The organism is Escherichia sp. WS338 (genome assembly GCF_046486405.1).
GTDB classification, from domain to species: Bacteria; Pseudomonadota; Gammaproteobacteria; order Enterobacterales; family Enterobacteriaceae; genus Escherichia; species Escherichia coli.
This window is the reverse complement of sequence record NZ_JBJQLL010000006.1, coordinates 197,082-214,010: the sequence shown is the minus strand read 5'-3', so window position 1 is coordinate 214,010 and position 16,929 is coordinate 197,082. Positions and strand designations below refer to the sequence as shown.

At 48.2% G+C, this 16,929-nt stretch carries 14 protein-coding genes; 5 read left to right on the top strand and 9 right to left on the bottom strand.

The window, feature by feature from the left end; genetic code table 11:
• Positions 1-20 precede the first annotated feature (20 nt).
• Entirely contained in the window at positions 21-1,442 is a 1,422-nt protein-coding gene (gene melB, locus ACJHWT_RS07870) for a melibiose:sodium transporter MelB (RefSeq protein WP_000028103.1), read from the top strand.
• 138 nt (positions 1,443-1,580) lie between these two features.
• Here the strand turns inward: melB and ACJHWT_RS07865 are convergent, their stop codons facing one another.
• The 5 genes from ACJHWT_RS07865 to ACJHWT_RS07845 all read right to left on the bottom strand — a co-directional run bounded on the left by ACJHWT_RS07865 (position 1,581) and on the right by ACJHWT_RS07845 (position 8,315).
• Positions 1,581-2,210 (bottom strand): DUF2238 domain-containing protein, encoded by a 630-nt coding sequence (locus ACJHWT_RS07865; RefSeq protein ID WP_000198761.1) that lies wholly within the window; start codon positions 2,208-2,210, stop codon positions 1,581-1,583.
• A 122-nt stretch (positions 2,211-2,332) separates the two neighbouring features.
• Complete coding sequence (gene fumB, locus ACJHWT_RS07860; protein ID WP_000066704.1) at positions 2,333-3,979, bottom strand: class I fumarate hydratase; 1,647 nt, start codon at positions 3,977-3,979, stop codon at positions 2,333-2,335.
• 77 nt (positions 3,980-4,056) lie between these two features.
• On the bottom strand, positions 4,057-5,397 hold the full coding sequence (gene dcuB / locus ACJHWT_RS07855) for an anaerobic C4-dicarboxylate transporter DcuB (RefSeq protein WP_000899517.1): 1,341 nt from the start codon (positions 5,395-5,397) through the stop codon (positions 4,057-4,059).
• A gap of 570 nt (positions 5,398-5,967) precedes the next feature.
• Positions 5,968-6,687, bottom strand: coding sequence for a two-component system response regulator DcuR (gene dcuR, locus ACJHWT_RS07850; protein WP_000611288.1), 720 nt, complete (start codon positions 6,685-6,687; stop codon positions 5,968-5,970).
• On the bottom strand, positions 6,684-8,315 hold the full coding sequence (locus ACJHWT_RS07845; protein WP_001216477.1) for a sensor histidine kinase: 1,632 nt from the start codon (positions 8,313-8,315) through the stop codon (positions 6,684-6,686). The genes dcuR and ACJHWT_RS07845 overlap by 4 nt, the downstream gene beginning before the upstream one ends.
• A 179-nt stretch (positions 8,316-8,494) precedes the next feature.
• Here ACJHWT_RS07845 and yjdI point away from each other — a divergent pair, with 179 nt between their 5' ends.
• From yjdI to ghoT, 4 genes are all read left to right on the top strand, one after another.
• Positions 8,495-8,725 carry a 4Fe-4S mono-cluster protein YjdI gene (yjdI, locus tag ACJHWT_RS07840; RefSeq protein WP_000371717.1) on the top strand — a complete coding sequence of 77 codons (231 nt, stop codon included), beginning with the start codon at positions 8,495-8,497 and terminating at the stop codon, positions 8,723-8,725.
• A gap of 11 nt (positions 8,726-8,736) precedes the next feature.
• A complete protein-coding gene (locus tag ACJHWT_RS07835; RefSeq protein ID WP_000405647.1) occupies positions 8,737-9,009 on the top strand; it encodes a GNAT family N-acetyltransferase in 273 nt (90 codons plus the stop codon).
• 226 nt (positions 9,010-9,235) lie between these two features.
• Positions 9,236-9,532 carry a type V toxin-antitoxin system endoribonuclease antitoxin GhoS gene (gene ghoS, locus ACJHWT_RS07830; RefSeq protein WP_001317561.1) on the top strand — a complete coding sequence of 99 codons (297 nt, stop codon included), beginning with the start codon at positions 9,236-9,238 and terminating at the stop codon, positions 9,530-9,532.
• A gap of 27 nt (positions 9,533-9,559) precedes the next feature.
• Entirely contained in the window at positions 9,560-9,733 is a 174-nt protein-coding gene (gene ghoT / locus ACJHWT_RS07825) for a type V toxin-antitoxin system toxin GhoT (protein ID WP_001173343.1), read from the top strand.
• Positions 9,734-9,851: 118 nt separating this feature from the next.
• On the opposite strand, the gene lysS is transcribed toward ghoT, so the two are convergent.
• From lysS to cadB, 4 genes are all read right to left on the bottom strand, one after another.
• Positions 9,852-11,369, bottom strand: coding sequence for a lysine--tRNA ligase (lysS, locus tag ACJHWT_RS07820; RefSeq protein ID WP_000003805.1), 1,518 nt, complete (start codon positions 11,367-11,369; stop codon positions 9,852-9,854).
• A gap of 236 nt (positions 11,370-11,605) precedes the next feature.
• Positions 11,606-13,063 (bottom strand): dipeptide/tripeptide permease DtpC, encoded by a 1,458-nt coding sequence (dtpC, locus tag ACJHWT_RS07815; protein ID WP_000856826.1) that lies wholly within the window; start codon positions 13,061-13,063, stop codon positions 11,606-11,608.
• A gap of 58 nt (positions 13,064-13,121) precedes the next feature.
• Entirely contained in the window at positions 13,122-15,269 is a 2,148-nt protein-coding gene (gene cadA / locus ACJHWT_RS07810) for a lysine decarboxylase CadA (RefSeq protein WP_001296667.1), read from the bottom strand.
• A 79-nt stretch (positions 15,270-15,348) separates the two neighbouring features.
• On the bottom strand, positions 15,349-16,683 hold the full coding sequence (gene cadB, locus ACJHWT_RS07805) for a cadaverine/lysine antiporter (protein WP_000092909.1): 1,335 nt from the start codon (positions 16,681-16,683) through the stop codon (positions 15,349-15,351).
• Between the last annotated feature and the right edge of the window lie 246 nt (positions 16,684-16,929).

Genomic DNA, 16,929 nt, shown 5'->3' with positions numbered 1-16,929 from the left:
TAACAGCGACCCGATACCCTATGAGCATTTCAATGACTACAAAACTCAGTTATGGATTTGGAGCGTTCGGGAAGGATTTTGCGATCGGCATTGTGTATATGTACCTCATGTATTACTACACCGATGTCGTCGGGCTGTCTGTGGGTTTGGTCGGTACTTTGTTTCTGGTGGCGAGGATCTGGGATGCTATTAACGATCCGATTATGGGATGGATTGTAAATGCTACGCGATCGCGATGGGGTAAGTTCAAACCCTGGATCCTGATCGGTACGTTGGCAAACTCTGTAATCTTATTTCTCCTCTTTAGTGCGCATCTGTTTGAAGGTACTACTCAGATTGTCTTTGTTTGCGTGACCTACATCCTCTGGGGCATGACTTACACCATTATGGATATTCCCTTCTGGTCGCTGGTTCCAACCATAACGCTCGATAAACGTGAGCGCGAACAACTGGTTCCTTATCCGCGTTTTTTTGCCAGTCTGGCAGGCTTTGTTACGGCAGGTGTGACGCTACCATTTGTTAATTATATCGGCGGTGGCGATCGGGGATTTGGCTTTCAGATGTTCACTCTGGTACTGATCGCCTTTTTTATTGTTTCAACCATCATCACTCTGCGCAATGTGCATGAAGTCTTTTCGTCAGACAATCAACCGTCTGCTGAAGGAAGCCATCTGACACTTAAAGCCATCGTTGCGCTTATTTATAAAAACGATCAGCTTTCATGCCTCTTGGGTATGGCTCTTGCTTATAATGTAGCCAGCAATATTATTACCGGCTTTGCTATCTATTATTTCTCATATGTTATCGGTGATGCGGATCTGTTCCCCTATTATCTGTCGTATGCGGGAGCTGCTAACCTGGTGACGTTAGTATTCTTCCCACGCTTAGTTAAATCATTATCCCGACGCATTTTATGGGCCGGAGCATCTATTCTTCCGGTGTTAAGCTGTGGTGTTCTCCTGTTAATGGCATTAATGAGCTATCACAACGTCGTCCTCATTGTGATTGCGGGTATCTTGCTGAATGTGGGAACGGCGCTTTTCTGGGTATTACAGGTCATCATGGTGGCAGATACCGTTGATTACGGTGAATATAAACTGCACGTACGCTGTGAAAGCATCGCTTACTCCGTGCAGACTATGGTGGTGAAGGGCGGTTCAGCCTTTGCGGCTTTTTTCATTGCGGTTGTGTTAGGGATGATTGGCTATGTACCGAATGTTGAACAGTCTACGCAAGCCCTATTAGGTATGCAGTTTATTATGATTGCTCTACCTGCTCTGTTCTTCATGGTTACGCTGATTCTCTACTTCCGTTTCTATCGCCTCAATGGTGACACGCTGCGCAGGATCCAGATCCATCTTCTGGATAAATATCGCAAAGTACCGCCCGAGCCTGTTCATGCTGATATTCCGGTCGGTGCAGTGAGTGATGTGAAAGCCTGACGTGGACAATAGCTAACGAAAATGGCCTGATGCGATATGTTTATCAGGCCACGTCTTAATGTAATGCTTTGGATTTGCAAATTTTGTAGACCGGATAAGGAATTCACGCCGCATCCGGCATCAACAAAGCGCACGTTGTCATCTGGTTATCAAGCCATAGCGCCGTAACTGATGACAGTGAAGGCGAGCGAGGAATATCACCGTCGTTAATGCGCCAAGCAGCGCGCAGAACATATCGGATTGCGTGTCCCACTGGTCGCCCTGGGTGCCGAGAAAATCATCCGCTCCCTGACCCATTGCCAGCGCTGCCCACCACTCGATTAATTCATACATCGCGCTTATCGCCAGCGCCACGCAGCAGACCAGAAACGCCACCATCTTATGTCCGCGAACGTACATCCCGCGCACAAGGATCTCTCGTGCCACCAGTGCAGGCACCAGCCCCTGGAAAAAATGCCCCAGTTTGTCATACGGATTACGACTCAACCCCAGCCATTCCTGCACCTCAAAACCAACGGGGACTTTCGCGTAGGTGTATTGTCCGCCGACCATCAGGATGATGGCGTGAAAGAAAATGAGCGTATAGAGCAGCGGCGTTAACGGATAACGTTTAGCGGTGGCAAGCAGTAGCGGCACGACAATAATCACCGGTGTCACTTCCATCAGCCAGGTGAGTTTGTCATTGGCCGAAATGCCGGTATAAATCAGGATTAACGTTAGCGCCAGTGCGCCGGTGTTAAGAATTAACGGCTTGAGTGTGCGGGTCATGGTGCGTTCGCAAGTCAGGGAAAATACTGACTATTCACCAGCAAGCGTGAAATTACAATCGCAAAAGAGGTGGCCCAGGGGGATCACCTGGCAGCATGCTGCCAGGCGCTGGGCCGAAGAGGTTACTTAGTGCAGTTCGCGCACTGTTTGTTGACGATTTGCTGGAAGAAGTCGTTGCCTTTGTCATCGACCAGGATAAACGCCGGGAAATCTTCTACTTCGATTTTCCAGATAGCTTCCATACCCAGCTCCGGATAAGCGACGCATTCCAGATGCTTGATGCTCTGCTGCGCCAGTACCGCCGCCGGACCGCCGATACTACCGAGGTAGAAGCCGCCGTGTTTATGACACGCGTCGGTAACCTGCTGACTGCGGTTACCTTTCGCCAGCATGATCATGCTGCCGCCGTGGGATTGCAGCAGATCCACGTAGGAGTCCATACGACCTGCGGTGGTTGGGCCAAGTGAACCTGATGGATAACCGGCAGGCGTTTTCGCCGGACCCGCGTAGTAGATCGGGTGATCTTTGATGTACTGCGGCAGTTCTTTACCGGCGTCAATCAGCTCTTTCAGCTTGGCGTGTGCAATATCTCGACCCACAATAATGGTGCCGGTGAGCGACAAACGGGTGGATACCGGGTATTGCGAAAGCTGGGCGAGGATCTCTTTCATCGGGCGGTTAAGGTCAACTTTCACCGCTTCGCCTTCACCGGCCTGGCGCAGTTCTTGTGGAATGTACTGGCCTGGGTTGTGTTCCAGTTTTTCGATCCAGATACCTTCGCGGTTGATTTTCGCTTTAATGTTACGGTCTGCGGAGCAGGAGACGCCCATGCCTACCGGGCAGGATGCGCCGTGACGTGGCAGACGGATAACGCGAATGTCGTGCGCGAAGTATTTACCGCCAAACTGCGCGCCAAGACCGAGTTTCTGGGCCTCTTCCAGCAGTTCCTGTTCCAGCTGGACATCGCGGAACGCCTGACCATGTTCGTTCCCTTCCGTCGGCAGTTCATCGTAATAGTGAGCGCTTGCTAACTTGACGGTTTTCAGGTTGGTTTCCGCAGACGTACCGCCAATCACAAACGCGATATGGTACGGCGGGCAAGCTGCCGTACCGAGGGTACGCATTTTCTCGACGAGGAAGTTTTTCAGTTTGCCGGGCGTCAGCAGGGCTTTGGTTTCCTGGTAGAGATACGTTTTGTTGGCAGAGCCGCCGCCTTTAGCGACACAGAGGAATTTGTACTCATCGCCATCTACCGCGTACAGGTCGATTTGCGCAGGCAGGTTCGTGCCGGTGTTGACCTCTTTATACATGTCCAGCGGCGCGTTCTGTGAATAGCGCAGGTTATCTTCGATATAGGTGTTATAGACGCCTTTCGACAGCGCTTCTTCATCACCGCCACCGGTCCACACGCGCTGACCTTTTTTACCGACGATGATCGCGGTGCCGGTATCCTGGCAGGTCGGCAGCACGCCTTTGGCGGCGATTTCGGAGTTTCTTAAGAATTGCAGCGCCACGTACTTGTCGTTTTCGCTGGCTTCTGGATCGTGAAGAATAGCCGCGACCTGTTTCTGGTGTGCCGGGCGGAGCATGAAAGAAGCGTCGTGAAAGGCTTGCTGCGCCAGCAGAGTCAGGGCTTCTGGTTCCACTTTCAGGATTGTTTCGCCGTCGAAGTCGGCAACGCTAACGTAATCGGAAGTGAGTAGATAGTATTCGGTATTGTCTTTCCCCATCGGGAAAGGTGCCTGGTAGATAAAGGGTTTGTTTGACATAGCTTCCAGCCTGTAACTCTGTATTTGTTATTCGAAAATGGCGTGCCGCGTAGTCACGGGCGGCACGCAAAGTGCATTTATAAGAACCCGTACATCGCGGCGAAGATCCAGCCGAAGACGCACGATACGCTCACACCAATCAACCCCGGCAGAATAAAGCTGTGGTTGATGACGAAGCGACCGATGTGGGTGGTGCCGGAACGGTCAAACTGAATCGCTGCCAGATCGCTCGGATAAGTCGGCAGGATGTAATAACCGTAGCAAGCCGGTGCTGAAGCCACGATGTATGCCGGATCAACGCCGATCGCCAGCGCGACCGGAACAATCGCCGCCAGCGCCGCAGCCTGAGAGTTTACAAACTTGGAAACCAGCAGCAGAACAATGGCATAGGCCCACGGATACTCTTTCACCATTTCGCCCAGTACGCCCTGAATTTCAGACATATGCGCACCGAACATGGTTTCAGCCATCCATGCGATACCGTACACCGCCACGATGGCGATCATACCGGAACGGAAGACTTCGTTTTTTGAGATAGACGCGGGATTGGTTTTGGTCAGGATAATAATCAGCGCCCCGGTCAGCAGCATAAACATCTGAATAACCAGTACCATCGACAGCGGTTTGCCACCGAAGGATGGACGCAGGTCCGAATCAGCACCAAGAAGTGCGACTACAGCGATTGCCCCGAGGAAGATCCACATTGCAAGCCAGTTGCTTTTCGGCAGTTTTTTATCGAGCAGCGTCGCGGTATCACCGTAAACATACTCACGGTTTTCCGGTATGGAGATGAATTTCTGGAACTCTTCGTCTTTATCCAGATCTTTACCGCGGAACCAGCTGAAGATACCGATCGCCAGGATACCGATTAACGTCGATGGAATGGTGATTGCCAGCAGGTCGAGGAACTCAAGATGGCGACCATCAAAGGTGACATTACCCAGCATCGCAACCAGAGACACGACTGCAACCGACACCGGACTGGCGATAATCCCCATCTGTGCACCGATAGAACTTGCCGCCATCGGGCGTTCCGGACGGATGTTGTTCTTAATGGCGACGTCGTAGATGATCGGCAGAATGGTGTAAACCACATGACCCGTACCGCAAAGAATGGTCAGCGTACAGGTCACAAACGGCGCGACAATTGAGACATATTTCGGGTTGCGGCGCAGCAGCTTCTCGGCAATTTGCAGCATGACATCAAGACCGCCCGAAGCTTGCAAGGTCGCCGATGCTGCCACCACCGCAATGATAACCAGCATGACATCAACCGGTGGTTTACCTGGCTGAAGGTGGAAGACGAAGACCAGAATGACCAGACCGATACCGCCTAATAAACCCAGCGCGATACCACCCTTTCTGGCACCATAAAACAGACATATCAGTATTATGATAAGTTGGATAGTAAATAACATGTGTGAACCCTCGCGATAATCCTATTTAAATTTTTGCTGAATAGATCACAGTCACGTTCTGTTTTGTATGAACTGTTTTCAGAGCCTGACTAAATATCCGTTTGGTCGTTACCGGCTTGAGCAAATACCTCACAGTGAATATTGGCTGATTAAAGCAGCGGCAAATTTATGCACTGTGATAAGCGGCTTTTTCAGAGAGAAAAACTCTCTGGCGATGGGTTTATAGTTTGTACTGCGCAGATGTTAATGTTTTGTTTGCTGTTATCTTATTGATATTTATCGGTCTATTTTTTGTTCTCAGGGCAGATATCATTAGGTTTATAGATTAATCTGATCTACCCATTTGTAGGTAAAAATACACATAATACGGGTGACATAATAGTTAATTAACTTTTGTTAGCGTTTTGAAATTAAAAACACCGTTCACCTGAAGAGATATTAATTTTTAGCGATGATGGAGGGATAATTATATTTGATCTGGCACAAGTTTTACTGATGAAGGATGTAACTTGTGCCAGGGGTATTTTGCATTACAGTAATAATTATTACTTACAGATAACCAGCGATCCGTTATTGGCAATATTGTTTCAGTAGTGAGTAGTGTTCTGCCTGAATACGGTAACGGTAAACCGGACGCCCCGTGACGCCATAATGGATACTGGTGAACAAGATGTGGCAGTTGACCAGCCAGATGAGGTATTTACGGCAGGAAACACGCGAAATGTTAACCTCGTTAGCCAGCTCGTCGGTTGAAAACTCATAGTCCTGATGCGCGTCAATCCACTGACACAGCGTGCGTAACGTCTGCGGCGTTAAGCCTTTTGGCAAGCGACGAGGATCCTGCTCGTTGGAGCTGCTGCCGTGGATTAGCTGATCAAGCTCGGCCTGGTCATAATACTGATGTTTTTCCAGCGCCATTTTCTTTTGCCGCCAGCCGGTGAGCGCCTCTTCAAAGCGGGAAGCCTGGAAGGGTTTGATCAGGTAATCCACGACACCGTAATGCAGCGAATCTTTAATGGTTGCCGCATCGGCTGCGGAGGAGATGACAATCACATCACTTTTGCAACGCGCGTTATGCAGGACAGGCAGTAAATCGAGCCCGTTCTCTTTTTGCATATAGATATCGAGCAATATCAGGTCGATAGGCGTATCGCTATTGAAGATAATCTCTTTGGCTTTCTCCAGCGTCGAAGCCGTTCCACAGCATTGAAAGCCTGGGATTTGTGCCACGTATCGGCGATTCAGCTCCGCGACCATTGCGTCGTCATCGATAATTAATACATTGATCATCTGTTCGACCTCTCCCCGTCCCAGGGTATCTGGACAAAAAATTGTGTGAAAATCCCGGGTTCCGATTCCACGGCGATGCTGCCGCCGAGATTTTCTACCTGTTGTTTGACAAGTGCTAAACCGACGCCTCGCTCGCTTCCTTTTGTCGAGACACCTTTGTCAAAAATGTGATCGATTTTGTCGGGTGCGATCCCCGGTCCATCATCGTTAACTTCACAGTGCAGCCAGCCGTGACGGTAGTGCAATGTTACGCTAATTTCGCCACCGGGTTCCGGTCCTAATGCCTCCAGCGCGTTTTCTATCAGATTTCCCAGCGTGGTAATCAGCGTCGCGACCTGGTCTTCACTGCCGCTGTCTGGCAACTGGCTTTCACTGTTTAAAATCAGCGTATGGCCTAAATCGGTCGCGCGGTTAATCTTACTGATTAAAAAACCAGCGATAACCGGAGATTTGATCTTACCCAGCAGAGAGCCAATCTCTTCTTGATAGTTATTGGCTGTTTTGAGAATGTAATCTTCCAACTGCTTATAACTCTTCAGATGCAATAATCCGAGAATCACGTGCAATTTATTCATAAATTCGTGGGATCGTTCACGAAGTGCGTCAGCATAGTTGACCAGACCATCGAGTCGCTGCATCAGTTTACGTACTTCAGTTTTGTCCCTGAAGGTTGAAATGGCACCGATGATAACGCCATTACTGCGCACCGGAACGGTGTTGATCAGTAATAGCCGGTCTTTAATCGTAATCTCTTCGTCGCGCCGCGGGGTACCGTCGCGTAACACTTCCGAGACATCTACCACCTGTGACCACGAGTGGCTTAGCGTCGACAGCTTCTCATCGTCCTGCGACTTACGGTAATTCAGCAATTCTTGTGCGGCATCGTTGATCAGCGTGACTTCACCGCGATCGTCCACGGCAACGACGCCTTCTTTGATGGACTGCAACATAGCCTGGCGTTGCTCAAACAGCGTGGAGATTTCGTAGGGTTCCAGGCCGAAAAGGATTTTTTTCAGTACCTTAACCAGAATGCAGGTGCCAATCAGCCCGACCAGCATGCCAAATAATACCGACCAGATGATGCTCCAGCGACTGTCATTGATCTGTTGGGTCACGCGACTTAACTCAAGGCCGATCGCCACCACGCCAATTTGTTTATGATTTTCATCGTAGATGGGGGTAAATACGCGTAAAGCCTGCGCCAGAAAACCGCGATTGATAGCGACATTTTCTTCGCCATTCAGCGCTTTAAGGATGTCATCACCTTTAAATGGCTGACCAATACGCTGGGCTTCAGGATGCGAGTAGCGAAGACTTTGCATATCGGTAACGACAATAAACAGCAGATCGTTGCGTTTGCGCACGGCTTCCGCGATGGCCTGGATTCCACTCTCCTGTGGTTTTTTCTGCAAGCCCTGACGGATTTCCGGCGAGTCGGCGAGGGTACGCGCTACTGCCAGTGCCTTGTTAGCTAGCCCGTCTCGCGTCATATCACTGATTTGCGAGAAGTAAATCAGATGCACCACCAATAGCACCGAGAACAGTACCGCGCTGACCATTAAGATCACTGTGGTACTCAATTTCATCGGACGTTTGCGTAACATGCGGTAGGGCAATGAATGTCTCATCAGCTTCCTTGTGTGACAAATTTCTTAAGCATTATCTCTGATGAGGCGGGTAATTCAAAGGGAGTAAGAATGATTGGCATATAGGGGAAGAGACTCTGGCAACGGAAACTGCCAGTGCTGTATGAAGATTCCAGGGCTATGCTTATAGTGAAAACCATACTGATGAGAGAGGGAAGGTCATGGATCAGGCGCTACTGGACAGGGGTTATCGCTGTTATACCGGCGAAAAGATCGATGTCTATTTCAACACTGCGATATGTCAGCATTCTGGCAATTGCGTACGTGGCAACGGCAAGTTATTTAATCTCAAACGAAAGCCGTGGATCATGCCGGATGAAGTCGACGTCGCCACTGTGGTTAAAGTGATTGATACGTGCCCGAGCGGCGCGCTGAAATACCGTCATAAATAAGCGAGGGTAAAATGGAAATACGCGAAGGCCACAATAAATTTTACATTAATGACGAACAGGGCAAGCAAATCGCTGAAATTGTCTTTGTGCCGACCGGAGAGAATTTAGCGATTATCGAACATACCGATGTCGATGAAAGCCTGAAAGGGCAAGGGATTGGTAAACAGCTGGTTGCGAAAGTCGTGGAAAAAATGCGTCGGGAAAAACGAAAAATTATCCCACTATGCCCATTTGCGAAACACGAATTTGATAAAACGCGGGAGTATGATGATATTCGCAGTTGATGGGAGAGTACAGAGTCACGATATTTTTCATGCTCTCCGCGGTGTGATGCAGGAGAGCATCTGAAGGGTAGGGGGATGCACAAAGAATGGGCAGAGAGCGCGTTTTTTTGTCCCAAGTCATCCCCTTTACTGAGCAAAAAAAAGAATATCTCCTATATGAGAATCATCAATCGGGGTTAATAAGTTTTGCGTCCCCAGAGCGTTTAATATTGATAGGAGTCATATTATGGAAGGTAAAAACAAGTTCAATACTTATGTTGTTTCTTTTGATTATCCATCATCTTATTCCTCAGTGTTCTTAAGGTTAAGATCATTGATGTATGATATGAGTTTCTCCTCTATCGTGGCTGATGAATATGGGATACCACGACAACTGAATGAAAACTCCTTCGCAATAACGACATCGTTAGCCGCAAGTGAAATCGAAGATTTAATCAGGCTTAAATGCTTAGACTTACCGGATATTGACTTTGACCTCAACATTATGACAGTTGATGACTATTTCCGTCAGTTTTACAAGTAGCCAGGAAGGATAAGAAGAACATAAAAAATGGCACTATTCTCTAAAATATTAATTTTTTATGTGATTGGTGTGAACATATCCTTTGTCATTATCTGGTTTATCTCACATGAGAAAACACATATTCGTTTACTTAGTGCATTTCTGGTCGGAATAACCTGGCCAATGAGTCTGCCTGTGGCATTACTTTTTTCTCTCTTTTAGGAGCTGTAGTTGAGTGGACCCGCTGGTTATCTTGAAACGAAGCGTCTCTCCTCAAAACTGGATTTGCGGAATGACGAACGAAGCAGTCGCCTGACTGCTTCGTTCATTAAAGTGAAATTTATTTCAGTGGGCGCATCGCCGGGAAGAGAATAACGTCGCGAATAGTATGACTGTTTGTAAACAGCATAATCATTCGGTCGATACCAATACCCAGACCAGCGGTTGGCGGCAGACCATATTCCAGCGCAGTTACGTAATCTTCGTCATAGAACATGGCTTCGTCGTCACCTGCAGCTTTAGCGTTAACCTGTTCCTGGAAACGTTCAGCCTGATCTTCTGCGTCGTTTAATTCGCTAAAACCATTACCAATTTCACGACCACCGATGAAGAATTCAAAACGGTCGGTGATTTCCGGGTTAACATCATTACGGCGCGCCAGCGGTGACACTTCTGCCGGATATTCCGTGATAAAGGTTGGCTGAATCAGATGTGCTTCTGCCACTTCATCAAAGATCTCCGTGACAATGCGTCCCAACCCCCAGCTTTTCTCTACCGTAATTCCGATAGATTCAGCTAATGCTTTAGCAGCATCAAAATTATCCAGATCCGCCATATCGGTTTCTGGACGATATTTTTTGATTGCTTCGCGCATGGTGAGTTTTTCAAACGGTTTGCCGAAATCAAACACATGCTCGCCATAAGTGACTTTAGTGGTACCCAGTACCTCTTGTGCCAGAGTGCGGAACAGTGATTCCGTCAGTTCAATCAAATCGTGGTAATCCGCATACGCCATGTAGAGTTCCATCATCGTGAACTCAGGATTATGACGAACAGAAATACCTTCATTACGGAAGTTACGGTTGATTTCGAATACCCGTTCAAAACCACCTACAACCAGACGTTTCAGATATAGCTCCGGCGCGATACGCAGGTACATATCTAAATCCAGAGCGTTATGATGGGTAATAAACGGGCGAGCAGATGCTCCACCTGGAATTACCTGCATCATCGGGGTTTCTACTTCCATAAAGCCGCGAGCGACCATGAACTGACGGATAGCGGCCAGAATTTTTGAACGGACAACAAACGTTTGACGGGATTTATCGTTAGCGATGAGGTCCAGATAACGTTGACGATAACGGACTTCCTGATCCTGCAGACCATGGAATTTATCTGGTAAAGGACGTAGTGCTTTAGTCAGCAGGCGCAGCTCAGTACAGTGAATGGAAAGCTCACCCGTTTGCGTCTTAAACAGCGTACCGCGGGCACCGATAATGTCACCCAGATCCCATTTTTTAAACTGATCGTTATAAACACCTTCTGGCAGGCTATCTCTTGCAACGTACAGTTGAATACGGCCACCGACATCCTGCAACGTTACAAAGGAGGCTTTCCCCATAATACGACGGGTCATCATTCGGCCAGCAACCGAGACTTCAATGTTTAAGGATTCCAGTTCCTGGTTATCCTTCGCATCAAACTCTTCGTGCAACTGGTCAGAGGTATGGTCGCGGCGAAAATCATTGGGAAACGCCACACCTTGCTGACGTAGTGCCGCCAGTTTTTCGCGGCGATTTCTCAGTTCATCGTTAAAATCAATAGCCTCATTGGCTCCCCGTGTTTCTCGTTCAGACATTTTGGTTCCTCTAAATCCAGCTTTCAATTTAGCGTAGATAAAGAGACAGATCGGTACACTGTATTATCTGCCTCGACTATTAATAACTCAGTTTATCTTATCGAAACTAACGCTTACCTCAAGTTGATATCACTAATAAATAACCATAAAAATGGTTTAAATGACTTATTAATCTCGATTTGCTAGTGTGATAAACTGAAAGTTAATTTATTCATAACCAATTGTTTTTACGACAGTTAATCGTTGCTCTCCTGTATCATATTCGTCGGCGTGCTAAACAGAAAACGGGTAGCAAAGGCCAATACCACGATGATCGCGACACAAGCCAACGTCCACTCTCCCATCTGAGAAAAGAATCGCTGGTAAGCGGCAATTGCCATACCGCTAATTTGCGACTCTGTCGTCTGCTGTGCCACGACGCCTGCCAGCCAGTTGGCGACCGCGCCTGTTGCCAGCATATAAATACCGGTTAATACGCCAGACATTTTCAGACGCGTGATTTGCGCAATCGCCACCGGGTCAATAAAGAGTTCAGCAAAGCCCATTAGCGCCAGCCCGGATATCATCACGCCCATTGACGCTTGACCGCCAGCCGCTGCATGTCGGGCATCAAATGCCAGCAACATAAAGCCACAAGCCATCAGCAGTAGGCCAAAGGCAAACTTCAGCCAGACGCGCAATGCTGAATTGCCGCGGCTTTCTGGCGACGCCAGCCAGGCCAGAACAACCCCAGCGAGCATCACCGCAATAGCATTCACCGACTGGAATAGTGCTGTAGGTACTTCAATATTGAATGCCTGACGATTCACAAAGCGATCGATAAACAAGCTGATGGTACTGCCGCCCTGTTGTGCCAGTACCCAGAACAACGTCCCGACAAACATCAACAATACAATTTGCCAAAGAGCACGGCGGTGTTCGGGGAATTTGATCATCATGCGGGCAATGATTTGTGCTGCAATGAGGCAAACGATCGCCAGCAAATATCCGGACCAGTCGTTCTCCAGCAGCAGGGTAAAAAATACTGGGGCTAAACAGAGCATCACCACTAACCAGCTCCATACTGGTAAGGCAAATTTGACGCTAGTGAGCGCTTTTTTATCCATACTACGCGTGGACTGGAAATGACGATGACCACTTAAGAAAATCAACAAACCGATAAACATGCCGCCTCCCGCAAGGGCAAAGCCAACATGCCATCCATACCACTGAGCAGCCAGGCCGCAGGCGATGGGCGCGGCGATAGAACCGATATTGCCCGCAGCATATAGCAGCGAAAAACCGCCATCACGTCGATGATCGTTCTCGTCGTAGAGCTCGCCAAGCAAACAGCTGATGTTTGATTTGAATAAACCGTAGCCACAAATAATGATTGCCAGCGCCAGATACAGGCTAAAGGTTGAATTTGTATCAATGCCCAGCACCACATGGCCAAGGGTCATTAACAGCGCGCCGGCAATCACTGCAGTGCGGTTGCCGAGCAGGCGGTCGGCAAGCCAGCCGCCGAGAATAGGGGTAACGTAAACCAGAGAAGCATATGCGCTGAACAGGCTGATGGCATGGTTATCATCAAAACCAAGCTGATGGGTGAGATAGAGAATGAGTAAGGCACGCATGCCGTAAAAACTGAAGTACTCCCAGATTTGGATCGCCACGATATAGTATATCGCGCGCGGCTGTGAGGGTGTTTTCATGTGTTCTCCTTATGAGCAAAAAAGGGAAGTGGCAAGCCACTTCCCTTGTACGAGCTAATTATTTTTTGCTTTCTTCTTTCAATACCTTAACGGTATAGCGGCCATCAGCCTGACGGTATGCACCGTGAATATCGGTTTCAAAGCCCGGATAGTGAGCGCCGATTTCACACAGCATCTGCAGGAACTCCAGAACCGGACGGCTTTCTTCGGTGATCATTTCACCCGGCATTACCAGAGGAACTCCCGGCGGATACGGAAGGATCATATTGGCGTTAATACGACCTACCATTTCGTCGAGGTAAACTTCTTCGGTCATACCGTGCAGCTCTTTCTGGAACGCAGCATACGGAGTCATTACCATCGTCGGCAGAACTTCAAATGCGCGATACATCAGATCCGGCAGATTGTGGTGAACAATCAGTTTGTGGATATTCTGAGCCAGTTCCTGAATACGCATGTTTTCATAGAATTCAGGATCTTCACGATACAGAGACGGCAGCATGTTTTTCACACGCAGGTTCAGATCGAACGCACGTTTGAAGTCAGTCAGAGCACGCAGCAGGCTCAGTGCTTTGGTCTTATCGATACCGATGCTGAACAGGAACAGCAGGTTATACGGACCGGTTTTCTCAACAACGATGCCATGTTCGTCGAGGTATTTCGCCACGATGCTGGCCGGAATACCGAAGTCGCTCATGGTGCCGTCTTTTTCCATCCCCGGAGTCAGCAGGGTGACTTTGATCGGGTCAAGATACATGTGCTCGTTATCGATGTTTTTGAAGCCGTGCCAGGTGCTGTCAGAACGCAGCGGCCAGCATTCAGTCGTATCGATATGATCCGGCTGCCATACATCAAAGAACCAGCCATCAGATTCCGTTCTCAGACGTTTGATCTCTTTACGGAATTTGATCGCACGTTCAATGGAACCGTTGATCAGACGCTTACCTGCATTGCCTTTCATCATCGCCGCAGCGGTTTCAGTGGACGCCACGATACCGTAGTGCGGAGAAGTGGTGGTGTGCATCATGTAGGCTTCGTTAAAGGTTTCTTCGTTTACGTCACCTTTAACGTGGATCATGGAAGCCTGAGAGAACGCCGCCAGCAGTTTGTGAGTAGACTGGGTTTCGTAAATCACTTTCCCTTCTACACGGCCACCGCTCATACCGCATTTACCTTCGTAAATCGGTGAGAAGTTGGTGTAAGGCACCCACGCGGAGTCAAAGTGGATGGATTTCACATCCAGTGTTTTCTTGATGAAGTCGGTGTTGTACAGCAGACCATCATAGGTAGAGTTGGTAATTACAGCATGTACCGGCCAGGTTGCGTTTGGTGTTTCTTTCACGCGCTTAGCAATGGTAGCGTGCTGGAATTCACTCTGTGGGATACCACCAAGAATACCGTAAGCGTTACGGGTCGGGCGGAAATAGATTGGCGTAACATCGCTCATCATCATCAGGTGGGTCAGCGATTTGTGGCAGTTACGGTCAATCAGAATGGTGCTGCCTGCCGGAGCAGAGTACATACCAACAATTTTGTTCGCAGTGGAAGTACCGTTGGTCACCATGTAGCTGCGGTCTGCGTTAAAGACGCGAGCGATATACTGTTCTGCTTCTTTGTGTGGACCACTGTGATCCAGCAGAGAACCCAGTTCAGATACTGAAATGGAAATATCAGATTTCATGGTGTTCGGACCAAAGAAATCATAGAACAGGCTACCTACCGGGCTTTTCTGGAATGCAGTACCGCCCATGTGACCAGGAGTACAGAAAGTATATTTACCTTCACGAACATATTTAAACAGTGCTTTGGTCAGCGGAGGCAGAATAGTGTTGATATATTCGTCAGTGGTCTGCTTGATCTTGTTAGCAATATCATCAGCAGCACCCAGCGCATATTCAAAGAAGCTAATCTGTAAACGCAGGTCGTTCAGGCTTACATCGAGAGTGGAATACGTATTAGCGAACGCGTACAACGGCAGGTTCTCGTTCATTTTGCTAATTTCTTCGCACAGCTCGAGATTATATTTATCCCAGTCAAAAATAACGCCGCACAGACGCGCATTGTTTTCGATCAGTTTTAATAAGTCGTCACGGTCGTTCGGGTAAACAATCTGGAAGTTCAGACGTTCAAGCGCGCGATGAAGTTCACGGATGGGTTCTTCTTTAAAATAAACCCCCATGTGATTCAATATTGCAATAACGTTCATAGTCATATCTCCAGGTAAAAAAGGCCCCTCCCAACACATGGGACAAAATGAAAGGAGGAGCCTCGGAAAATACTTTTAATTAATGTGCGTTAGACGCTGTGTGGTTATCCATTGAGTGGCTCTGGCGCTCGTGCATTTTGCGAGCGTAGAACATCAGGATAATCAGGCTGACGATGAAGGTACCTGCCAGCTCGAAGGAGCTTGCGCCCATCAGCGCGATGAAGCAGAACACGCAACCCAGTACAGAGCAGATCAGGCTGACAAAGTTGCGGATGTTAACGCCTTCAAAACGAATCAGGTCAACGCAAGAGTAGAAGTACGGCAGCATAGTCAGCAGTACTGCGATACCGGTCAGTTCACCGAACAGGTCAGATGCTTTACCACCGGCAGAGTTCATCAGAGTGATGAGGATCATCAGGGCAGTCATTTTCACTGCAGCCAGCAGCAGACCTTTTTTCGGAATACCGTTGCTGTCGACTTCACCATAAACTTTCGGGAAGTTACCGTCGTTAGCGGCACGTACACCTGCCTGGCCTACCAACATCATCCAGGAGCCCAGAGAAGTCAGGCACGCAAAGGCGGTGAATGCAGAAACCAGCGGCGCAGCCCAGTTACCGAGGATAGTTGAAGCACTGATTGCAAACGGAGCACCGGAAGCTGCCATTACAGAAGACGGATACATACCGGAAAGCACCTGAGTCGCAGCGATATAAACAATACCTGCTAAACCAGTACCCAGCATGGTTGCCAGCGGAACGGTACGTTTCGGGTTTTTAACCATACCAGTACTTACTGCTGCGGATTCAACACCCACGAAGGCCCACAGGCAGAGCAGAATACTTTTAATGATCGCATGACCATCAGTGGTATCCGCAGTATTCCAGTTAGCTGCATAAGTTGCTGCATCAAACCAATGCCAGCCAACAATAGCAGTCATCACCACAGGAATAAGAACCAGCACCAGACCAATAGTGGTTAAACGGCTTACCCAGGTACCGCCGAGCATATTTACAAAGGTAAATACCCAGACGATAGCAATACAGGCGATACCCGCCGGAACAGGATCATTTAATACTGGGAAGAAGGTGGAAAGATAAGATACAGCGGTAATACCAATTGCCAGGTTACCAATCCAGTTAGCATGGTAATAAAGAACACCTGTCTGAAAACCAAATGCAGGAGAAATTTCTCCGGCATACGCAATTGGGCCACCTTGTTGCGGGTTTTTTGTTGCCAGTCGGGCATATACATATGCCAGCGACATTGCACCAATAATAGAGATAATCCAACCCCAGATAGCAATACCACCGATACTTGCTAGGTTCGCAGGTAATAATGCAATACCGCTCCCCATCATATTACCGGCAACAACACCGGTACAGGCAAATAGCCCGATCTTCTTGGCAGAACTCATGCTCTTCTCCTAATTTCATTTTTGAATTTGGAGTCCGGGTCATGATGTATAACTATTTCCTGACCAGACCAAACTGGCGCTAAGATTACTCACGAAAAAAGGATTAATCCTAAAGATTAGGTGAAATAACACAAAAGTTTCTGTAAGTGAGAACTTGAGGTTTTTTATTAACACATCAGGATCGCAAGTTGATATCATGAAAAGATAAACATTCAATATTTACAATGTGTTATGTGACATCTTCTG